General features: G+C 62.3%; 19 protein-coding genes. 9 read left to right on the forward strand and 10 right to left on the reverse strand.

Annotation, left to right across the window (positions count from 1 at the left end; genetic code table 11):
- Positions 1 to 50 precede the first annotated feature (50 nt).
- The 8 genes from ptsN to kdsD form a co-directional block, all read right to left on the reverse strand.
- Positions 51 to 506, reverse strand: coding sequence for a PTS IIA-like nitrogen regulatory protein PtsN (gene ptsN / locus NCS67_RS00925; protein WP_008351691.1), 456 nt, complete (start codon positions 504 to 506; stop codon positions 51 to 53).
- Between the two features lie 413 nt (positions 507 to 919).
- On the reverse strand, positions 920 to 1,279 hold the full coding sequence (hpf, locus tag NCS67_RS00930) for a ribosome hibernation-promoting factor, HPF/YfiA family (protein ID WP_008351690.1): 360 nt from the start codon (positions 1,277 to 1,279) through the stop codon (positions 920 to 922).
- A gap of 184 nt (positions 1,280 to 1,463) precedes the next feature.
- The gene (locus tag NCS67_RS00935) at positions 1,464 to 2,981 is read right to left on the reverse strand and encodes an RNA polymerase factor sigma-54 (RefSeq protein ID WP_034470542.1); all 1,518 of its coding nucleotides are present in this window, start codon (positions 2,979 to 2,981) and stop codon (positions 1,464 to 1,466) included.
- A 153-nt stretch (positions 2,982 to 3,134) separates the two neighbouring features.
- Positions 3,135 to 3,902: an LPS export ABC transporter ATP-binding protein gene (lptB, locus tag NCS67_RS00940; protein WP_085955336.1), complete on the reverse strand. Its 768-nt coding sequence runs from the start codon at positions 3,900 to 3,902 to the stop codon at positions 3,135 to 3,137.
- 11 nt (positions 3,903 to 3,913) lie between these two features.
- On the reverse strand, positions 3,914 to 4,600 hold the full coding sequence (gene lptA / locus NCS67_RS00945; protein ID WP_033536543.1) for a lipopolysaccharide transport periplasmic protein LptA: 687 nt from the start codon (positions 4,598 to 4,600) through the stop codon (positions 3,914 to 3,916).
- A 30-nt stretch (positions 4,601 to 4,630) separates the two neighbouring features.
- Entirely contained in the window at positions 4,631 to 5,233 is a 603-nt protein-coding gene (gene lptC / locus NCS67_RS00950) for an LPS export ABC transporter periplasmic protein LptC (RefSeq protein WP_008351682.1), read from the reverse strand.
- A gap of 4 nt (positions 5,234 to 5,237) precedes the next feature.
- A complete protein-coding gene (locus NCS67_RS00955; protein WP_175979774.1) occupies positions 5,238 to 5,777 on the reverse strand; it encodes a KdsC family phosphatase in 540 nt (179 codons plus the stop codon).
- On the reverse strand, positions 5,777 to 6,760 hold the full coding sequence (kdsD, locus tag NCS67_RS00960) for an arabinose 5-phosphate isomerase KdsD (protein WP_008351678.1): 984 nt from the start codon (positions 6,758 to 6,760) through the stop codon (positions 5,777 to 5,779). The genes NCS67_RS00955 and kdsD overlap by 1 nt, the downstream gene beginning before the upstream one ends.
- A 160-nt stretch (positions 6,761 to 6,920) precedes the next feature.
- Between kdsD and NCS67_RS00965 the strand changes: the two genes are divergently transcribed.
- From NCS67_RS00965 to purU, 5 genes are read left to right on the forward strand one after another with little or no spacing between them, the layout of a single operon-like run.
- Complete coding sequence (locus NCS67_RS00965; RefSeq protein WP_008351676.1) at positions 6,921 to 8,918, forward strand: monovalent cation:proton antiporter family protein; 1,998 nt, start codon at positions 6,921 to 6,923, stop codon at positions 8,916 to 8,918.
- Between the two features lie 60 nt (positions 8,919 to 8,978).
- Complete coding sequence (locus tag NCS67_RS00970) at positions 8,979 to 9,545, forward strand: adenine phosphoribosyltransferase (protein WP_008351675.1); 567 nt, start codon at positions 8,979 to 8,981, stop codon at positions 9,543 to 9,545.
- Position 9,546: 1 nt separating this feature from the next.
- The gene (locus NCS67_RS00975; protein ID WP_250433608.1) at positions 9,547 to 10,161 is read left to right on the forward strand and encodes a LysE family translocator; all 615 of its coding nucleotides are present in this window, start codon (positions 9,547 to 9,549) and stop codon (positions 10,159 to 10,161) included.
- Positions 10,162 to 10,164: 3 nt separating this feature from the next.
- Positions 10,165 to 11,010 carry an NUDIX hydrolase gene (locus NCS67_RS00980; RefSeq protein WP_250433610.1) on the forward strand — a complete coding sequence of 282 codons (846 nt, stop codon included), beginning with the start codon at positions 10,165 to 10,167 and terminating at the stop codon, positions 11,008 to 11,010.
- 22 nt (positions 11,011 to 11,032) lie between these two features.
- Positions 11,033 to 11,902 (forward strand): formyltetrahydrofolate deformylase, encoded by an 870-nt coding sequence (gene purU / locus NCS67_RS00985; protein ID WP_008351670.1) that lies wholly within the window; start codon positions 11,033 to 11,035, stop codon positions 11,900 to 11,902.
- A 52-nt stretch (positions 11,903 to 11,954) separates the two neighbouring features.
- Here the strand turns inward: purU and NCS67_RS00990 are convergent, their stop codons facing one another.
- Together NCS67_RS00990 and uvrA are read right to left on the reverse strand one after the other, a co-directional pair.
- A complete protein-coding gene (locus NCS67_RS00990) occupies positions 11,955 to 13,046 on the reverse strand; it encodes an AI-2E family transporter (RefSeq protein WP_008351668.1) in 1,092 nt (363 codons plus the stop codon).
- 112 nt (positions 13,047 to 13,158) lie between these two features.
- Positions 13,159 to 16,032 carry an excinuclease ABC subunit UvrA gene (gene uvrA, locus NCS67_RS00995; RefSeq protein ID WP_250433612.1) on the reverse strand — a complete coding sequence of 958 codons (2,874 nt, stop codon included), beginning with the start codon at positions 16,030 to 16,032 and terminating at the stop codon, positions 13,159 to 13,161.
- 342 nt (positions 16,033 to 16,374) lie between these two features.
- Between uvrA and NCS67_RS01000 the strand changes: the two genes are divergently transcribed.
- The 4 genes from NCS67_RS01000 to NCS67_RS01015 all read left to right on the forward strand — a co-directional run bounded on the left by NCS67_RS01000 (position 16,375) and on the right by NCS67_RS01015 (position 20,123).
- Positions 16,375 to 17,577 (forward strand): MFS transporter, encoded by a 1,203-nt coding sequence (locus tag NCS67_RS01000; RefSeq protein ID WP_250433623.1) that lies wholly within the window; start codon positions 16,375 to 16,377, stop codon positions 17,575 to 17,577.
- A gap of 118 nt (positions 17,578 to 17,695) precedes the next feature.
- Complete coding sequence (locus NCS67_RS01005; protein ID WP_175979779.1) at positions 17,696 to 18,229, forward strand: single-stranded DNA-binding protein; 534 nt, start codon at positions 17,696 to 17,698, stop codon at positions 18,227 to 18,229.
- Between the two features lie 440 nt (positions 18,230 to 18,669).
- The gene (locus NCS67_RS01010) at positions 18,670 to 19,317 is read left to right on the forward strand and encodes a response regulator (protein WP_033536542.1); all 648 of its coding nucleotides are present in this window, start codon (positions 18,670 to 18,672) and stop codon (positions 19,315 to 19,317) included.
- 125 nt (positions 19,318 to 19,442) lie between these two features.
- Positions 19,443 to 20,123: a response regulator gene (locus tag NCS67_RS01015; RefSeq protein WP_033536541.1), complete on the forward strand. Its 681-nt coding sequence runs from the start codon at positions 19,443 to 19,445 to the stop codon at positions 20,121 to 20,123.
- The last annotated feature ends 12 nt before the right edge of the window (positions 20,124 to 20,135 follow it).

Raw genomic sequence — 20,135 nt, forward strand, 5'->3', positions numbered from 1 at the left:
CGCCCGGCGCCGAGGCGGCACGGACGCGCAACGCTATGTTCGGGTGGCTATTACGGTTGCCATTGCGTGAGCACCTGATAGAGCGCGTCACGATCTTCTTCCTTGTGCAGACGCTCGCGCGCCTCGGTGTCGGAGAGCAGTTGGGCGATCTCCGACAGAATTTCAAGATGCTGCTGCGTCGCCTGTTCGGGCACAAGCAGGAAGATGAGCAGAGAGACCGGCTGGCCGTCGGGGGATTCGAACGCGACGGGTTCGGCGAGACGCACGAAGGCGGCGAGCGGTTGCTTCAGCCCCTTGATGCGGCCGTGCGGAATGGCGACGCCTTCGCCGAGGCCGGTCGAGCCGAGGCGCTCACGCGCGAAGAGATTGTCGGTGACGGTGCTGCGAGCGATGCCGTTCTGGTTCTCGAAAATCAGGCCCGCTTGCTCGAATACGCGTTTCTTGCTGGTAACGGACAGTCCGAGAACCACGTTCTCGATGGGAAGAAATTTGGCTAAACGATTCATGTTGGCAGGCGAAAGCGTGGCCTGATAGCTCCTCATCGTGGCCGCTGTCTAAAAGCGCTCACGGCGATGGTGAAACGGAAAGTGCGCTGGCGGCGTTGCCTGCAGCGTGCCTGTCGTGCGACCCCGAAAATTACCGGACCATTATAGAACAGGGCACTGCCCGATGGTGCGCCGCGCAATGGCACGGTTTTCAATTCAATGTGCAGGACAAAGCCCTGAAAATCAATGGCTTGTATCACCTAGCGGCAGAAATCCAACAAAAAAGCCGCCAGTCCGGGCGGCTTCGGTTCGGTGCATGCGCCGATCCATCGTTTCCGGATATTCGAGGACTCCCTCCAATCAGCCCCGCCGTCCTGTGGCGGCGGGTTTGCTGTCATCCGGCGATCAGACTTCGTGCATGCCGTGCTTCATGCTCACGGCGACGGCGCTTCCATCTCATGCGACTCGCCGCGGTACTTCACGGACTCATGGGCGTGGCCCTGGATCTTGTCCTTGTGCTTGATGACCTGCCGATCCAGCTTGTCGACCATCAGGTCGATGGCCGCGTACATATCAGCGTCACAACTCTCGATGAAAATGTCCTTGCCCTTCAGGTGCAGGTTGATTTCCGCCTTCTGCCTCTTTTCCTTTTCCCTATGATTGTCGACCGAGAGGACCACGTTGCCGTCGATCACTTGATCGAAATGACGGAGCACCCTGTCCAGTTTCGTGATCACATACTCGCGCAACGCAGGCGTCAATTCGAGGTGGTGTCCACTGATCTTCAGATTCATAGTTGCTCTCCAAGCTAATGGCCGCTAGGCCACGTCGGCTCGTCCGATACCGGTCGGCAATGTGTCCCGCCGGCGCGTCATCCTGGCGCGCTTGACAAACGGGGCGCATCGGCCGGCACGTCCGCGCTTTCGCGTTGCGGCCGGTAAACGCCCATCGCAACACGCGATGGACTACAGAGACGGGTCATAGAGACTTGCGCAGATTCACTGCCGGGATCTTGAGGGCTTCGCGGTACTTGGCTACGGTGCGCCGCGCTACCACGAATCCTTGTTCCGCCAGCAGTTCGGCGATGCGGCTGTCTGAAAGAGGAGTTTTGGGGTCTTCCGCTCCTATCAGTTGCTTGATGAGGGCCCGGATCGCCGTTGACGATGCCGCGCCTCCTGTGTCGGTCGAAACGTGCGATCCAAAGAAGTACTTAAATTCAAGCGTCCCGAATGGGGTGAGCATGTACTTGCCTGTGGTCACACGAGAAACCGTCGACTCGTGTAAACCCAGCGTATCAGCAATCTCCCGCAAAACCAAGGGGCGCATGGCGATTTCGCCATGTGCAAAAAAGTTCTTCTGACGCTCGACAATTGCCTGCGCGACACGCAGGATCGTCTCAAACCTCTGCTGAATGTTCTTGATGAGCCAGCGCGCTTCCTGAAGCTGCTGACGCAACGAACCGCTGCCCGGATCGCCGCGATTGTTGCGCAGGATGTTCGCGTACAAATGGTTGATGCGCAGCTTCGGCACGATCTCCGGGTTGAGTTCAGCCGTCCAGCCGCCCGACGTCTTGCGCACGAGAATGTCCGGAACGACGTAGTCTGCTTCGCTCTTGCCATACGCCGCGCCCGGAAACGGCTCCAGCGACTTGATGAGCAAATGTGCGTCCCGGAGGGCGTCGTCGCTTGCCTTCAACTGTTTGCGCAGGCGCGTGAAGTCGCGCGCGGCGAGCAATTCCAGATGATTCGTGACGATCTCGAGCGCCAGCGTGCGCGTTGGCGAGCCATCGAGCCGCAGCAACTGCAGCTTCAAGCATTCCGATGCCGAGCGTCCGCCCACGCCGGGCGGATCGAAACTCTGCAGCAACGCGAGTGCCGCGCTCAGTTCGTCGAGATCGACTTCGAGTTCTTCGGGAAGATCGGTTTGGACTTCATCGAGCGATGCCGTGAGATACCCGTCCTCGTCCAGCGACTCGATCAGAAACGTGACGAGCGCCCGATCGCGCTGATTCGCCGCGGTCATGCGCAACTGCGCGGTCAGATGGTCGCGCAGCGTCGTGGTCGATTCGTGGATTTGCAGCGGCGGCAGATCGTCGTCGTCGGAAGCGTTGTTAGAACGGCCGTAGTCTTCCAGATTCCATGAACTCGAGTCCTGACCGCTGTCGGAACCCAGGCCGTTGTACTCGTCGACGCCTTGCGGCTCGCTGTTTTCCGAACGCTCGGAACTGGAACTGCTCGACGTGGAGCCGTTGCTCATCATCGAATCCGGCGGCGCGCTCGATGTGGCCGGCGCCGCGATCAGCGAACCGTCCGCGGCGACGCGCAAAGGGCTCGCAATCCAGTCGTCGTCGTTCTCGAGCAGCGGATTCTGAGCGATGGCCATCGCGACTTCCTGCTGCAGTTCGAGCGTCGACAACTGCAGCAGCCGGATCGACTGCTGAAGTTGCGGGGTCAGCGCAAGATGCTGCGAGAGGCGGAGTTGGAGGCTGGCTTTCATGGCAAAGTTTTAATCATTGTAGAGAGTTTGCCACGCGCGCGAAACCTCGCGGGGATTCCAAAAAAGCGCATGCCGCCCACGGGGGCGGCACGTAAGTTTTGCAACTTTCGCATGATGCGGCGCACTATCAATGCGGCCTTTGCGACGGTGCGCTCACATGCGGAAATGCTCGCCGAGATAGACGCGGCGCACGCTTTCGTTCTCGATGATTTCGCTCGGCGCGCCCGCCGCGAGCACGGTGCCGTCGCTGATGATGTAGGCGTGATCGCAAATGCCGAGCGTCTCGCGCACGTTATGGTCGGTAATCAAAACGCCGATGTTGCGCTGCTTCAGAAACTTCACGATTTTCTGAATTTCCAGCACCGCGATCGGATCGACGCCCGCGAAGGGTTCGTCGAGCAGGATGAAGCTCGGGTTGGTCGCGAGCGCCCGCGCGATCTCGACGCGACGGCGCTCTCCGCCCGACAGCGACAGCGCCGGATTCTCGCGAAGATGCGCGATCTGCAACTCGTCGAGCAAGGCTTCGGCGCGCTGTGTTATGGCGTCTTTTGACAGGCGTTTGCCCGACGCATCGGTTTGCAGTTCCAGCACCGCGCGGATGTTCTGCTCGACAGTGAGCTTGCGAAACACCGATGCTTCCTGCGGCAGATACGACAGGCCGAGGTGCGCGCGCTGGTGGATGGGCAGAAGGCTGATCGAGTTGCCGTCGAGATCGATTTCGCCGGCATCGAGCGGCACGAGACCGACGATCATATAGAACGACGTGGTCTTGCCCGCGCCGTTAGGGCCGAGCAACCCGACCACTTCGCCGCTCTTCACATCGAGCGACACGTCCTTCACCACGGTGCGCGAGCCGTAACGCTTCTTCAGATTGCGGACGACGAGCGAACTCGACTCGCCTTCCGGCTTACGGTGGGGCATGGCGGGCGAATTCACTGCTGCGGCGTTCCTTGAATGGTATTCGACGGAGAAAGCGTGGCAGGCGAACCGTTCAGCGGCGCGGCGCCGCCTGAACGCGGCGCGAGCATCGCGCGCACGCGGCCGCTCGGATTGCCGGGTCCGGCCTGGTCCTTGCCCGCGCTTGCCGTGTAGAAGTCCTTCTGGCCGTCATAGGTGATCACGCTGCCGTGCACTTCGTCCTGCACGGTCGTCAGGCCTTGCAGGCGGCGCACGACGGCGCGCGTCGTGAGCTTCGTGAAGTCGTTCTTACCGTCGTAATCGATTCGCACCGCGTTGCCGTCGATGTACTCGTTCAGACCGTCACGCTTCTGGCGGAAATACGAGAGATTGTTGCCGGTCGACGTGCCGGTCGCGTACTGATAACCCTGCGGGTCTTGCGTCACCTCGACGCGGTCGGCCTTGATCACGATCGTGCCTTTCGTCGCGACTACGTGACCGGTGAAGATGTTCTTCTGATTGAGATCGTCGTACGACATGTTGTCCGCTTCGATGTTGAGCGGTTTGTCGCGGTCGGCCTTTTCGGCGTGCGCCGGCAGCGCGGCCAGCGCGACCGCGATGGTCAGGGCGGCAGCGAGCCCGGCCCGCACGGCGTGCGTGGCACGGCGCGCGAGCATTGCGCGCGCAGGGCCGCCATCGGGACGAGGGAACCTTTCGTTCATGCAGTCACAATTCGGATGGGAGTGCCGGGATTACTTGGACGAACCGCCGTTGATATCCGTGGCTGCGATCGCGCCGCGCACGTTACCGAACAGCTTCATCACCCGGGTCACGTTGTTGTAGTTCATGCCAGAGGCCGTCATCACCGACGGGCCGCGCTGAAGTCTAACCGGTTTTTCCGTTTCGATGACATCGTCGTTCACCAGCACGCGAAAATGCTGGGAATCCGCCTGCATCTGCGGATCTCCGTAACCGGCCGCGCGCACGATGCGCGCGTCGTCGTAGAGATCGACGATCGAGACGTCGCCGTTGACCGTGCCGCGCTGGGCCGTCGCCGTGACGGTCGGCTTCATCGGCTGGAACATTCGCATCGCGGGCAGCGTGAGCTCGCTGATCTCGTCGTCTTCGTAATGCACCATCGACTTCGCCGTCAGACGATATTGCGTCGTGCCGGTGGCGTCGAGTTCGGAAACCGAAAAGTTGTTGGCGAAGTAGTCGGGCGTGTGGCGCTTCTCGGGCGCGGGCGCCTGCTGTGCTGGAGGCAGCGTGGCCTGCAGCAGCCAGTAGGTGATGCCGGCCAGCGCCGCCACCGCGAGAAGCGGCAGGAGCGAGGCGAGCTTTCCGGGGCGCGGCATGGCCTCAGCCTCCGAGCGCTGCGGCGAGCAGTTCGTCGTAGCGATGTTGCGCGCGCAGGATCGCGTCGCAGACTTCGCGCACGGCGCCGTGGCCGCCGCGCGCTTCCGCGACCCAGTGCACGCGCTGAGTTACTTCGGGATGCGCGTTCGCGGGCGCGGCCGCAAAGCCGCAGCGGCGCATCACCGCGAGATCCGGCCAGTCGTCGCCCATGTAGCCGCATTCGTCGGCCGGGATGCCGGTGGCTTCGAGAAGTTCGGCGAGCGCGACGGTTTTATCGCCGACGCCCTGATAGAGATGCGTGATGCCCAGCTCGCGCGCGCGCGCCGCGACGATGCCCGATTGCCGTCCCGTGATGATCGCCGTCTGCACGCCGACCGACTGCAGCATCTTCACGCCGTGGCCGTCGAGCGAATTGAACGACTTCATCGCGTCGCCTTCGGCGGTGAAATAGAGACTGCCGTCGGTGAAAACGCCGTCGACGTCGAACACCATCAGCTTCAGACGGCTCGCGCGTTCGGCGGCGGTGAGAGGCTTCTGCGCCATCAGATTACCTTCTTGGAGAAGAGGTCGTGCATGTTCAGTGCGCCGATCAGCGTCGCATCGGCGTCCACGACCAGCATCTGATTGATGCGAAAGCGCTCCATCAGTTCCACGGCTTCGACCGCGAGATGATCCGGCGCAATCGTGCGCGGATTACGGGTCATGACATCGGCGAGTTTCAACGCGCGGAAATCGCCGTCGCGCTGCAGGATGCGGCGCAGGTCGCCATCGGTGAAAATGCCGTGGACGTGACGATTTTCGTCGATGACCGCGGTCATGCCCATGCGCTTGTCGGTGATCTGGAAGAGCGCGTCCGCAACGGTTGCGTCGAGCGAAACGACCGGCACTTCGTCGCCTACGCGCATCACGTCGCGCACATAGGTGAGCAGGCGCCGCCCGAGCGCGCCGCCCGGATGCGAGCGCGCGAAGTCGTCGGGACCGAAGCCGCGCGCGTCGAGCACGGCTACGGCGAGCGCATCGCCGAGCGCCATGGCGGCGGTCGTGCTGGCCGTCGGCGCGAGATTCATCGGACACGCTTCCTTTTCGACGCGTGCATTCAGATGCATGTCCGCCAGTTGCGCGAGACTCGATTCGGGACGGCCGGTGATCGCGATCAGCTTTGCCCCAAGCCGCTTGATGAGCGGCAGAATGGCGACGAGTTCCTCGGTTTCGCCCGAGTTCGACAGCGCGATGAAGATGTCGTCGGCGGTGACCATGCCGAGGTCGCCGTGGCTCGCTTCGGCCGGATGCACGAAGAACGCCGGCGTGCCGGTGGAGGCGAGCGTCGCGGCGAACTTGCGCGCGACGTGGCCCGACTTGCCGATGCCCGAGACGACCACGCGGCCGCGGCAGCCGAGCAGCGTTTCGACCGCGTTCGTGAAGTTGTCGTCGAGGAGTTCGGAGAGCCCGCGAACGGCGTCGGCTTCGATCTGAATTACGTTGCGAGCCAGCGCCAGCGCCCGGTCGCCATTGATTTTCGCTATCATGCGCGGAGTATAGCAAAGGCGATTCCGGGCCGCCCCCTACGGAGCCCGGTGCGCCGCCGTCTATCCGCCCCCGCAAGCCCTGTCGTCAGGGGCCTTTTTAAGATGCCGGAGCGCCCGATTCACGCGCCTCGGAACGCTGACGAACGAGGACGCTAGTCGGATGCCGATTTCTCCGCTCGAAATGACGCTGTTGCTGCTGCTCTGCTCCGTGGCAGGCGTCGTCGTATTTCGCTATTTCAACCTGCCGCCGATGCTCGGCTATTTGACGGTCGGCATCATCGTCGGGCCGCACGCGGCGGGCATCGCGCCGGACACCGACCGCGCGCAGCATCTCGCCGAATTCGGCGTCGTGTTCCTGATGTTCTCCATCGGGCTCGAGTTTTCGCTCTCGAAGCTGCGCTCGATGCGGCGCATCGTGTTCGGACTCGGCGCGAGCCAGGTCGGTGCGACCATCGCGCTCGCGATGATCTTCGGCTGGATCGCCAATTTCTGGATCGGCATGTCGTGGCAGGCGAGCTTCGCGCTCGGCGGCGCGATGTCCATGTCCTCGACCGCCATCGTCAGCAAGCTGCTCGCCGAGCGGCTCGAGCTCGAATCCGAGCACGGCCGCAACATCTTCGGCGTGCTGCTGTTTCAGGATCTGGCGGTCGTGCCGCTGCTCATCATCATCGCGGCGTTCGGCAACGGCCAGTCGTCGCAGCTCGCGATGTGGCTCGGCATCGCCGCGGTGAAAATCGTCATCGCGTTGACGGTGCTGCTTTTCATCGGCCAGAAGTTCATGACGCGCTGGTTCGACCTCGTCGCGCGGCGCCGCTCGCAAGAGCTGTTCATGCTGAACCTGCTGCTCGTGACGCTGGGCGCGGCGTTCATCACCGACAAGTTCGGTCTGTCGCTTGCGCTCGGCGCGTTCATCGCGGGCATGCTGATCGCGGAGACGCCGTATCGGCATCAGGTGGAAGAGGACATCAAGCCTTTCCGCGACGTGCTGCTCGGTCTGTTCTTCGTGACGACCGGCATGCTGCTGAATCCGCGCGTGATCTGGGAGCATCCGTTTCTCGTGCTCGGCTTTTTCGTCGTGCCGATCCTGCTCAAGGCGGTGATGATCACCGGTCTCGCGCGCGCCTTCGGTGCGACGCCGGGCGTCGCGATGCGTACGGGCCTCGGTCTCGCGCAGGCGGGCGAGTTCGGCTTCGTGCTGCTGAATCTGATTCTGGATTCGCATCTCGTCGATTCCACGATCCTGCAAGCCATTCTTTCCGCGATGCTGCTCTCGATGCTCGCCGCCCCGTTCATCATCCAGAACGCGGACCGGATCGTGCTGCGGCTCTCGTCGACGGAATGGATGCTGCAATCGCTGCAAATGACGAAAATCGCGACGCAGAGCCTGAAGCAGAGCGGCCACGTCATCATCTGCGGATACGGCCGCGCCGGGCAGAACCTCGCGCGCATGCTGGAGCAAGAGGGCATTTCGTATGTCGCGCTCGATCTCGACCCGGATCGCGTGGCGGCGGCAGCGGCGGCGGGCGAATCGGTCGTGTTCGGCGATGCCGGGCGGCGCGAGTCGCTGCTCGCGGCGGGCCTGCATCGCGCGGCGACGGTCGCGATCACGTACGCGAACACGCCGTCCGCGATGCGCGTGCTGCACAACATCCACGAACTCGCGCCGACTTTGCCGGTGATCGTGCGCACCGTCGACGACGCCGATCTCGAAAAGCTCACCGCGGCGGGCGCGACGGAAGTGATTCCGGAGATCGTCGAGGGCAGCCTGATGCTCGCATCGCACACGCTCGTCCTGATGGGCGTGCCGATGCGCCGCGTCGTGCGGCGCGTGGAGGAAATGCGCGATGCGCGCTACAGCCTGCTGCGCGGCTATTTCCACGGCGCCGACGACGTCGACGACGACGATGGCCACGAGCAGGTCCGGCTACAATCCGTACCCATCGACGCAAATTCCGAAGCCGTCGGGCATTCGCTCGACGATCTCGGACTCGTCGGCAACGGTGTCGAAGTGACCGCGATCCGGCGCCACGGCATCCGGGGCGTCGCACCGGACCCCGAAACCAAGCTGCGCGCGAACGATATCGTCGTGCTGCGCGGCCTGCCCGAAGTGCTGGCGCAAGCCGAGGAACGGCTCTCGCGCAATCGCCGGGCAGCCTAGCTTCCCTCTTTTGTCACCAAGGCGAACGCGCGGCCTCACGGCGCGGACTCCGGAGAAGTCATGTCCATTACCCCCTCGCACGCCCAGCTCGACGCCGCGCGTTTCATCAAGGAGCGCGTGCGCACCGTCGATAACTGGCCGCAGCCCGGCGTGCAGTTCCGCGATATCACGACCATCCTGCAAGACCGCAAGGCGCTGCGCATGCTGATCGACCTGTTCGTGCAGCGCTATATCGACGAAAACGTGAACGTGATCGCCGGCATGGACGCGCGCGGCTTCATCATCGGGCCGATTCTCGCGTACGAGCTGAGCCTCGGTTTCGTGCCGATCCGCAAGAAGGGCAAGCTGCCGTACAAGACGCTCGAACAGTCGTACGAGCTGGAATACGGCCGCGCGACCGTCGAGATTCACGAGGATGCGTGCAAGCCGGGCGACCGCGTCGTGATCGTCGACGATCTCGTCGCGACCGGCGGCACCATGATGGCCGGCAAGATCCTGCTGGAGCGGCTCGGCGCGCAAGTAGTCGAGGCGGCGGCGATCATCGATCTGCCGGATCTCGGCGGCTCGAAACTGCTGCGCGAAAATGGCGTGCCGCTTTATACCGTGTGCGAATTCGCCGGACATTGACATGCCCAACTTTCTGCTCTTTCTCGCGGCTTCCGTCGCGATCACCGTCGCGCCGGGGCCGGACAATCTTCAGGTGCTCGCGCGCGGCATTTCGCAAGGACGGCTCGCGGGCGTAGTCGCGGCGTGCGGGTTCGCATTCGGCGTGATCTTCCATACGACGCTCGCGGCGCTCGGCATTGCGGCACTGCTGCGTTCGTCGCCGATGGCGTTTCAGGCGGTGAAACTGGCGGGCGCGGCGTATCTCGTGTGGATCGGCATCAAGGCGCTGCGCAGCCACGGCCTCGCGACCGCGCACGCGCGCCCGAGCCAGCCGCTTACGACCGTGTTCCGCCAGAGCGTGATCGGCAACATGTTGAATCCGAAAGTGACGCTGTTCTTCATCGTGTTCCTGCCGCAGTTCGTCGATCCGCACGGCGCGCAAAGCGTGATGCTGCAGATGTTCGAACTCGGCGCGCTCTTCATGCTGCAGACGGTCGTCGTGTTTTCGCTTTTCGGCATCGGCGCGGGAATGATCGGCGCGTGGCTGAAGCGCCGTCCGCGCGTGGGCGTGTGGCTCGACCGGCTCGCGGGTGTCACGTTCATCGCGCTCGGCATTCGCGTCGCGCTCAAGGACTGAGAGATGCCGCTCGCTTCGATCGTTGCCGCACGCCGCTTCGTTGCCGCCGCGCACCTACCGTTCTTTATCGGCGATGAACGCGTCGGCTGGATTCGCCGATCCGACGTCGACGCGCTGCGCCGCTGGCCGGACGTCTTCGTGATCGACGCCGCTTCGGTTCGCCTGCACGCAGCGCTCGCCGATGTGAACGCGCGCAGCGCCGCGCTAGGCGCGGTCATCGGCGCGCTTTTCGCCGAAGGCAAAATTCCCGGTTGGCGCGACGAAACCTACGCGATCCGCAACGGCTTCGACGCCGCGCCGCTCGCGTTCATCGAGCGTGCGGCGTCGCGCTTCTTCGGCACGATGACCTACGCGGTGCATCTGAACGGCATCGTAAAATACCGGGATAAGGCGCCGCAGTTGTGGATCGCGCGCCGCAGCGACACCAAGGCGACCGATCCCGGCATGCTCGACAACGTCGTCGCGGGCGGCATCGGCTGGGGTTTCGCACTCATGCCGACGCTCGTGAAGGAATGCTGGGAAGAGGCGGGCATGAGCGCCGAACTCGCTTCGACGGCGACGCCCGGCCGCACGTTTCATGTGCTTCAGTCGCTTCCGGAAGGCACGCAGGCCGAGCAGATCTTCGTGTACGACGTCTCCCTGCCGCCCGATTTCGCGCCGCACAATCAGGACGGCGAAGTCGGCGAGCATCGCCTTGCGCGCATCGAGGACGTCGCGCGCTGGATCGAAGAGGGCAAGCTCACCGTCGATGCGAGTCTCGCGACGCTCGATTGCATGCTGCGTCATCAGTGGATCGACGAAGACGCGTGCGAAGGCATCGACGCGCTGTTCGAAGCGCCGCAAATTTGAAAGAACCGAACGAGGAAAGGTCATGTCGACCGAACATAGTTTTTATCTGAAGTTGTCGTGTCCGGACCGGCCGGGAATCGTGCATGCCGTGTCGGGCTTCCTGTTCAATCTCGGCGCCAATATCCTCGATTCCGCGCAGTTCGGCGACAGCCGCACCGGCGAGTTCTTCATGCGCGTGCATTTCCAGCAAGTCGGCGGCGATCCGGGCCTCGACGCGCTGCGCAAGTCGTTCAGCGATCTCGCCGATGAATTCGGCATGCGCTGGGAACTGCACGACGCATCGGTCAAGCCGCGCGTCGTCATCATGGTGTCGAAGATTGGCCATTGCCTGAACGATCTGCTGTTCCGCTATCGCACCGGGCAATTGCAGATCGAGATTCCGGCGATCATCTCGAATCACAAGGATTTTTATCAGCTCGCGGCGAGCTATGACATCCCGTTCCATCATCTTCCGCTGCTCAACGCGACGTCCGAAGCGAAGGCCGCGCAGGAAGCGCGCGTAATGGAAATCGTCGATCAGCACGACACCGATCTCGTCGTGCTCGCGCGCTACATGCAGATTCTGTCGCCGGATTTGTGCGCGAAGCTGTCGGGACGCGCGATCAACATTCATCACTCGTTCCTGCCGAGCTTCAAGGGCGCGAAGCCGTACTATCAGGCGTTCGATCGCGGCGTGAAGCTGATCGGCGCGACCGCGCACTACGTCACGTCCGATCTCGACGAAGGCCCGATCATCGAGCAGGAAGTGGAGCGCGTCGATCACAACATGACGCCGGATCAACTGACGGCGATCGGCCGCGACGTCGAATGCGTGACGCTCGCGCGCGCGGTGAAGTGGCATGCCGAGCATCGCATTCTGCTCAACGGACACAAGACGGTCGTGTTCCGCTAGATCGCGCTTTCGGAAAGACAAAGCCCGCCGGTTCAGGCGGGCTTTTTTACGCTCAGACGAGCCGCAGATAAATCAGCTCGCGCTTGATATATCCGTAGAAAATCGGCGCGGCGATGACGCCGGGAATGCCGAACGCGGCTTCCATTGCGAGCATCGCGAGTAGCAGTTCCCACGCGCGCGCCTCGATCTGCCCGCCGATGATGCGCGCGTTCAGGAAGTATTCGAGCTTGTGGATCAGGATCAGGAACGCGAGCGACGCGACCGCCGTGCCGAACGACACCGACAGCGAAATGCCGACGATGATCGTGTTCGAAATGAGATTGCCGATCACCGGCAGCAGCCCGACGATGAACGTGACGAGCACGAGCGTTTTCGAAAGCGGCAGCCGTTCGTGAAAGAGCGGCAGTGCGACGAGAAGATACAGCGCGGTGAAGACTGCGTTGATCGCTGAAATCTTGATTTGCGCGAACACGATGCGGCGGAAGGCATCGGAGAAGCGCGACACGCGCGCGACGAGCGCGGTGGAAAGCGGCAGCCGATGGTGCGTCGCCCGCGGCGCGCTCACCGCGATAATCGCGCCGACGATCATGCCGATTACGATATGACCGAAGCCGCGCGCCATCTCCTTGCCGCCTTGCTGGAGCATCTCGGCGTGCTTGTGCATCAGCTCGGTGGCTTTGTCCTTCATCTGCACGGTGTCCACGGGCAGGTAATTCGCGAGCCAGTCGGGCACGGACAGCCGCGCGCTCGACGTGATGCTCATCAGCTGATCGAGCAATTTCTGGACGCTCGGGAAGTCGCGCTCGAAATGTTCGATGGTGGCGATGGTCGCGCCCGTCAGCCCGCCGACGATGATCGCCGAAATCAGCCCGACCGCGATGAGACGCGCGCCCCGGCTGACCACATGCCGCTCGATCAGCGGCGCGATCATGTGCGTAAGCTGAAAAACCAGCATGCCGGCGAGCAGGCCGCCGAGCAATTGCAGCCTGAGCGTGAGATACAGCGCCAGCAGCGCAAGGACGTAGCTGCCGATCTCCACCGCCGACAGCTTCGGCAAGCTCATGTCGCTCGTCAGCCTGACGTGGCGCGTGGGCAGGTCCCGTACACGCGCTTCCTCGTTGGCCGCTTCGTTGCGCTTCGCCATGACTGCGTTCCTTTTCCCCTGCTGCGTACGACGGTTATTCGTGCCGCGGCGCGCGCGGCGCATTTCGACGGTCCGGCTGACAGCGCTTCGGCAGCCAGACCGGCGCCGTGAATCAGGCCGCCGATTTGGCTCGTTGCAACAAGGGTGCCAGATATCTGCCGGTAAAGCTCGCCTTCGACTTCGCAACCTGCTCCGGCGTCCCCTGGGCGATGATCTGCCCGCCGCCGGCGCCGCCTTCCGGACCGAGATCGATGACCCAGTCGGCAGTTTTGATTACGTCGAGATTATGCTCGATGATTACGACAGTATTACCCTGATCGCGCAATCGATGAATCACTTCGAGCAAAAGCGCGATGTCGTGGAAGTGCAAACCGGTCGTCGGCTCGTCGAGGATATATAGCGTCCGACCGGTATCGCGCTTGCTCAGTTCCAGCGAAAGCTTGACGCGCTGGGCCTCGCCGCCCGATAGCGTCGTCGCGGACTGGCCGAGCCGGATATAGCCGAGACCGACGTCGAGCAGCGTTTTCAGCTTGCGCGCCACCACCGGCACCGCCTTGAAGAACTCGTGCGCGGCCTCGACCGTCAGGTCCAGCACTTCGCTGATGTTCTTGCCCTTGTACTGGACTTCCAGCGTCTCGCGGTTGTAGCGCTTGCCGTGACACACGTCGCAGGGCACGTAGACATCCGGCAAAAAGTGCATTTCTACCTTCAGAACGCCGTCGCCCTGACAGGCTTCGCAGCGGCCGCCCTTCACGTTGAACGAGAAGCGGCCGGGGTCGTAGCCGCGCTCCTTCGCCGCCGGCACGCCTGCGAACAGTTCGCGGATGGGCGTGAACAGTCCGGTGTAAGTGGCCGGATTGCTGCGCGGCGTGCGGCCGATCGGCGACTGATCGACGGCGATCACTTTGTCGAAGTGTTCGAGACCTTCGATCGACTCGTACGGTGCGGGCTCCGTCGCCGAGCCGTACAGATGCTGCGCGACCGCGTGCTGCAGCGTGTCGTTGATGAGCGTCGACTTGCCAGAGCCTGACACGCCCGTCACGCAGGTCAGAAGTCCGACGGGCAAATCGAGCGTCACGCGCTTCAGATTGTTGCCGTACGCCTCGACGATGCGCAGCGTGCGCTCGTCCGGCGCGGTGCGCTCGGCGGGATAGCTGATCGTGCGCTTGCCGGACAGATACTGCCCGGTAATGGAATTCGCGTCCTTTTGCACCTGCACCGGCGTGCCTTGCGCGACGATCACGCCGCCGTGCTCGCCCGCGCCCGGTCCCATGTCGACGACGTAATCGGCCATGCGGATCATGTCCTCATCGTGCTCGACGACGATCACCGAATTGCCGATATCGCGCAGATGCTTGAGCGTGTCGATCAGCCGGTCGTTGTCGCGCTGATGCAGGCCGATCGACGGCTCGTCGAGCACGTACATCACGCCCGTAAGGCCGGAGCCGATCTGCGACGCGAGCCGGATGCGCTGCGCTTCGCCGCCCGAAAGCGTCTCCGCGCTGCGTTCCAGCGACAGATAATCCAGCCCGACGTTGTTCAGAAACGAGAGCCGCGCGACGATTTCCTTGATGACCTTGTCGGCGATTTCGCCCTTCGCGCCCTCCAGACGCAGCGTCTGGAAATAGCCGAGCGCATCGCGTAGCGGCCAGCCGCTGATTTCATAGATGCCGCGCGCCTGTTCTTCTGCGCCGACTTTCACGAAGCGCGCTTCGCGCCGCAGACGCGTGCCTTCGCACGCCGGGCACGGCTGATTGTTCTGGTATTTCGCGAGTTCTTCGCGCACCGCCGCCGAATCGGTCTCGCGATAGCGCCGCTCCAGATTCGGGATGATGCCTTCGAACGCATGCTCGCGGACCGACGCGCGCCCGCGCTCGTTAATGTACGAAAACGGAATCGCCTGCTTGCCCGAGCCGTACAGAAGAATCTTGCGCACTTTCTCGGGCAGATCCTCGAACGGCGCGTCGATTTCGAATTCGTAGAATGCCGCGAGGCTCTGCAGCATCTGGAAATAGAACTGATTGCGCCGGTCCCAGCCCTTTACCGCGCCCGCCGCGAGCGACAGCGACGGATGCGCGACCACGCGCTTCGGATCGAAGAACGTGATCTGTCCGAGACCGTCGCATTCCGGGCACGCGCCCATCGGATTATTGAACGAGAAAAGACGCGGCTCCAGTTCCGGCAGCGAATACGAGCAGATCGGACACGCGAATTTCGAGCTGAAGAGCTTCTCCTTTTCGGTGTCCATTTCGAGCGCGATCGCGCGGCCGTCGGCGAGACGCAGCGCGGTTTCGAACGATTCCGCGAGGCGCTGCTTCATGTCCGGCCGCACTTTGAGACGGTCGATCACGACGTCGATCGTGTGCTTGTCGTTCTTCTTGAGCTTCGGCAGCGAATCGACTTCGTAGATTTTCGCGACGCCTTCGTTCGCCGTGCCGCCGCCCGAGCGGATGCGAAAGCGGATGAAACCCTGCGCCTGCATTTCCTCGAACAGCTCAACGTGCTCGCCCTTCCGATCCGCGACGACCGGCGCGAGGATCATCAGCTTGGTTTCTTCAGGCAGCGCGAGTGCGGCGTCGACCATTTGCGAGACGCTTTGCGCCTCCAGCGGAATCAGATGATCCGGGCAATACGGCGTGCCGACGCGCGCGTACAAAAGACGCAGGTAATCGTGAATTTCAGTGACGGTGCCGACCGTCGAGCGTGGATTGTGCGACGTGGCCTTCTGCTCGATCGAAATGGCCGGCGACAAACCTTCGATCAGATCGACGTCCGGCTTTTCCATCAGCTGCAAAAATTGCCGCGCATACGCCGAGAGGCTTTCCACGTAACGGCGCTGGCCTTCCGCATAGAGCGTGTCGAACGCGAGCGACGACTTGCCCGACCCCGACAGCCCCGTGATCACGATCAACTTATGGCGCGGCAAGTCGAGATTGACGTTCTTCAGATTGTGGGTGCGAGCCCCACGAATACGAATTTCTTCCACGAGTTCGTTCCGGCGTTTTTCGGGTGCTTTCGGATGTTTTCAGCGGCGCTTTCATCTGTCCGGACGGGCCACGAAGCCATTGCCGGGCGGAAAGAGAGGGGGCCAAACCTGCTACTATAACGACTTTTAAAGGGCGCAGCGCCCGAGCCCAAGGGCCGGATGCGCGTCGATCGGCCGGCGCGGGGACTTGCCGGCCAAGTACGGGAGAGCGCCGACGCATCGAGCGGCGCGCTTTTAGCCGTGCGATTCCATATAGTGCCGTTTCGAGCAAGAACAAGGCGGCCGCGCCTGGCTGCGCCGCAGGCCAGGCCAGACGCGACCCTCATCCTTTTCCCGTTTCTGATGTCCAATCCGTCTGCCACGTCCACACGTCTGTCTGCGCCGGAGTTGCGCGCGACCGTGTCGCTCGCTGCCATCTTCGCGCTGCGCATGCTCGGTCTTTTCATGATCATGCCGGTGTTTTCGGTGTACGCGAAAACCATCCCCGGCGGCGACAACGTGCTGCTCGTCGGCATTGCGCTTGGCGCCTACGGCGTCACGCAGTCGATGCTCTACATCTTCTACGGCTGGATTTCCGACAAGCTCGGGCGCAAGCCGGTCATCGCGTTCGGCTTGCTCGTCTTCGCGGTGGGCAGCTTCGTCGCGGCCGCCGGGCATTCGATGACGTGGATCATCGCCGGGCGCGTGATCCAGGGCATGGGCGCCGTTTCGTCTGCGGTGATCGCGTTCATTGCCGATCTCACGCACGAGGAAAACCGCACGAAGGCGATGGCGATGGTCGGCGGCAGCATCGGCGTGTCGTTCGCGGTGGCGATCGTCGGCGCGCCGATCGTGTTCCACTGGGTCGGCATGAGCGGGCTTTTCACGGTGATCGGCGTCCTGTCGATCCTCGCGGTGGGCGTGGTGTTCTGGATCGTGCCCGATCCGCCCGCGCATCCGGTTCACGTCAAGGCGCCGTTCGCGGAAGTGCTGCACAACGTCGAGTTGTTGCGCTTGAACTTCGGCGTGCTCGTGCTCCACGCGACGCAGACCGCGCTTTTCCTCGTCGTGCCGCGCATTCTGGTGGACGGCGGGTTGCCGGTCGCATCGCACTGGAAGATTTACCTGCCCGTGATGGCGCTCGCGTTCGTGCTCATGGTGCCGGCCATCATCGCCGCCGAGAAACGTGGAAAAATGAAGAGCGTGATGCTGAGTGCGATCGGGCTTATCCTGATCGGCCAGTTGTTATTGGGCGCGGCTCCCCATACGCTGTGGTCCGTGGCAGCCATTCTGTTCGTGTACTTTCTCGGCTTCAACGTGCTGGAGGCGTCGCAGCCGTCTCTGGTGTCGAAGCTTGCGCCGGGCACGAGAAAGGGCGCGGCGGCGGGCGTGTACAACACGACGCAGTCGATCGGCCTTGCCCTCGGCGGGGTGATCGGCGGCTGGCTGCTGAAGCTCGACGGGCCGAGCGCGGTTTTCTTCGCGTGTTCGGCGCTGGTGTTGGCGTGGCTCCTCGTCGCTGCATGGATGAAGCCGCCACCGCGCAGAACAGAGCGCGCGGCCTGAGAGAAATTGGAATCATCGAATCGAGCCGACAGGGTGCAATCGAATCCACGTCTGAAGACGAGATCGGTCCAATCGCATCTTTCGGCTGACAGTTAGCAAGGAATCTACCGGAGAAATCATGGCATCAGTCAACAAGGTCATTCTCGTGGGCAATCTGGGCGCCGACCCGGAAACCCGCTACCTCCCGAGCGGCGACGCCGTGGCCAATATTCGTCTCGCGACGACGGACCGCTACAAGGACAAGGCCTCCGGCGAATTCAAGGAACTCACGGAGTGGCATCGCGTGGCGTTCTTCGGCCGGCTCGCCGAAATCGTCAACGAATATCTGAAGAAGGGGTCGTCGGTTTACATCGAAGGGCGTATTCGCACGCGCAAATGGACCGATCAATCGGGCCAGGAGCGCTATTCGACCGAAATCGTCGCGGATCAGATGCAGATGCTCGGCGGTCGCGGCGGCGCCGGTGCCGGCGATGATGGCGGCTACAGCCGCAGCGCGCCGATGGATCGTTCGGGCGGCGGTGGCGGTGGCGGCGGCGGACGCGCGCCCGCAGGCGGTCGTGCGAGCGGCGGCTCAGCAGGCGGCGGTTCCAGCCGCCCGAGCGCGCCGGCAGGCGGCGGCTTCGACGACATGGACGACGATATCCCGTTCTAAAGAATCACCGGCAATTCGCGCATCGGAAGATGGGCCTCTGGCTGAAACAGCCTGAGGCCCATTTTTTTTTGAGTCGGCGAGGCGCTTCCTGATTGCGGTGTGATCTATTGCTCGCGCCGGAGCCTATTAAGCGCTCGGCGCCTGATAGTCGCGCTCGTACGCCATCAAGTGCACACCAACTATTCCGCAGTCTAATCGGATTTATCCTATGGCCTGCAAATTGGTCACATTCTATTTTTGAGGCGATTATCCGAGAAAATAAACGCAATCTTTATTTGCTTGTCGTCATCTAATTGAGGTTTTTGAAGGTTTGCGGTTTATGTGTTTCTGGTAAACGCGAATCGGAAAGCCGTGCTTAATCGTGCCGCGTGGATTAATCCGTTGCGCGCTGTTGCAGCCCACAAGCATTTTCACCGAGACCAAGAATAACCGGGGGCCTCTTGAAGCTTCGAATAGTACTGGCTGACGATCATCCTTTCGTTCTCCTTGGGATGAAGGCCATCTTCGCCGCCGCAGACGGATTAGAGGTCGTCGGCGAGGCGAATAATGCGAGCACTTTGTTGGCAGAACTCGCGGTCAAGCCGTGCGATGTGCTGGTCACGGACTTCGCCATGCCCGAGCCGGGCGTGGATGCAAATGACGGCCTCCGTCTCATTCGCAAGGTACGCCAGGATTTCCCCGACCTCTGCATCGTCGTGCTCACAAGCGTGAGCAACGTCGCGATTTTGCGCTCCATCCTGAATGCCGGCGCGATGAGCCTCGTTAACAAGGCCGAACCCATCGAACTCGTGGTGACGGCCGTGCGGCATGCGAGCGTCGGACGCCGTTTCGTGAGCGCCTCGTTTGTCGCGGCGCTTGCGGAAGCGGGCACGGAGACCGAATTTTCGCCGGAGGAGCCGCGCCTGTCCGTGCGAGAGATCGAAGTCGTCCGCCTGTTTGCCAAAGGCCATTCGATTACCGAAATAGCAAAAGAACTCGATCGCGATGTTCGCACGATCAGCCGTCAGAAACGTGATGCGATGAATAAGCTAGGCGTAAGAAACGATCCCGGGTTATTCGCGTTTGTGCGCGCACGCGGATTAGGATGAGTTTTTGGCGCACTGAAATGGTTTCGGATGCATCTTATGTATCTAAATTTTTCGATGCCGGATGATCGACCTTCTCTTTTTTGGATGTGAATTCTGGTCCGCAGGACTAGAAGGGGTTTGAGGCAATGGAGTTCTGGAACGGGAACCAGGTGTTCTCGCACGCTAAACGGATAAGGCTCGCAATAGCGGATGATCATCCTCTCGTCATCCTCGCCGTCGAGCGACTCGCTGGGAATTTTCCCAATGTAGAGGTGGTAAGTCGTCACGCTAATTCGACCCAACTCGAAGAGTCGCTTGCTCGCGGCGAGTGCGACGTCGTCGTCATCGACTATTTCATGCCGGGCGGACGTTACGGCGACGGCGTCGAGCTGATTCAGCATGTGGCGAACCAGTATCCGGAGGTCAGGATCGTCGTCATGTCGCGCAGTGGCGACGCCGCGCTCGTCAAGCAGGCGCTGGAAGCGGGAGCCCACGCGTTTCTAAGCAAGGAAGACCGGCTCGAACTGATCTACGTCGCGATTGTTTCGGTCATCGCCAATGAAACCTATCTTGGGCCCGCAATACGCCGCACGCTCGCGCTCGCGGATTCCGAAAGCCACGCGCGTTTCATTCGTCAGCGGCTCACGAGCCGCGAACTGGAAGTGATCGAGCGCTATGCACGCGGCGCGAATGTCACCGAGATCGCGAAGGAACTCGATCGCAGCGTGAAGACGATCAGCGCCCAAAAATGCGCGGCCATGCGAAAGCTCGATTTATCGACAGACGCGGATTTGTATCGATTTATCGCGGACAGTGGCTTGATCTAGACGCATCGCATA

Origin of the sequence: Caballeronia sp. ATUFL_F2_KS9A (assembly GCF_023630765.1) — a bacterium.
Lineage (GTDB): Bacteria > Pseudomonadota > Gammaproteobacteria > Burkholderiales > Burkholderiaceae > Caballeronia > Caballeronia zhejiangensis.

Excerpts from the sequence above, each read along its gene's own strand:
- ptsN (WP_008351691.1), bottom strand. The coding sequence starts at position 506 with ATGAATCGTTTAGCCAAATTTCTTCCCATCGAGAACGTGGTTCTCGGA.
- hpf (WP_008351690.1), bottom strand. The coding sequence starts at position 1,279 with ATGAATCTGAAGATCAGTGGACACCACCTCGAATTGACGCCTGCGTTG.
- NCS67_RS00935 (WP_034470542.1), bottom strand. The coding sequence starts at position 2,981 with ATGAAAGCCAGCCTCCAACTCCGCCTCTCGCAGCATCTTGCGCTGACC.
- lptB (WP_085955336.1), bottom strand. The coding sequence starts at position 3,902 with ATGCCCCACCGTAAGCCGGAAGGCGAGTCGAGTTCGCTCGTCGTCCGC.
- lptA (WP_033536543.1), bottom strand. The coding sequence starts at position 4,600 with ATGAACGAAAGGTTCCCTCGTCCCGATGGCGGCCCTGCGCGCGCAATG.
- lptC (WP_008351682.1), bottom strand. The coding sequence starts at position 5,233 with ATGCCGCGCCCCGGAAAGCTCGCCTCGCTCCTGCCGCTTCTCGCGGTG.
- NCS67_RS00955 (WP_175979774.1), bottom strand. The coding sequence starts at position 5,777 with ATGGCGCAGAAGCCTCTCACCGCCGCCGAACGCGCGAGCCGTCTGAAG.
- kdsD (WP_008351678.1), bottom strand. The coding sequence starts at position 6,760 with ATGATAGCGAAAATCAATGGCGACCGGGCGCTGGCGCTGGCTCGCAAC.
- NCS67_RS00965 (WP_008351676.1), top strand. The coding sequence starts at position 6,921 with ATGCCGATTTCTCCGCTCGAAATGACGCTGTTGCTGCTGCTCTGCTCC.
- NCS67_RS00970 (WP_008351675.1), top strand. The coding sequence starts at position 8,979 with ATGTCCATTACCCCCTCGCACGCCCAGCTCGACGCCGCGCGTTTCATC.
- NCS67_RS00975 (WP_250433608.1), top strand. The coding sequence starts at position 9,547 with ATGCCCAACTTTCTGCTCTTTCTCGCGGCTTCCGTCGCGATCACCGTC.
- NCS67_RS00980 (WP_250433610.1), top strand. The coding sequence starts at position 10,165 with ATGCCGCTCGCTTCGATCGTTGCCGCACGCCGCTTCGTTGCCGCCGCG.
- purU (WP_008351670.1), top strand. The coding sequence starts at position 11,033 with ATGTCGACCGAACATAGTTTTTATCTGAAGTTGTCGTGTCCGGACCGG.
- NCS67_RS00990 (WP_008351668.1), bottom strand. The coding sequence starts at position 13,046 with ATGGCGAAGCGCAACGAAGCGGCCAACGAGGAAGCGCGTGTACGGGAC.
- NCS67_RS01000 (WP_250433623.1), top strand. The coding sequence starts at position 16,375 with ATGTCCAATCCGTCTGCCACGTCCACACGTCTGTCTGCGCCGGAGTTG.
- NCS67_RS01005 (WP_175979779.1), top strand. The coding sequence starts at position 17,696 with ATGGCATCAGTCAACAAGGTCATTCTCGTGGGCAATCTGGGCGCCGAC.
- NCS67_RS01015 (WP_033536541.1), top strand. The coding sequence starts at position 19,443 with ATGGAGTTCTGGAACGGGAACCAGGTGTTCTCGCACGCTAAACGGATA.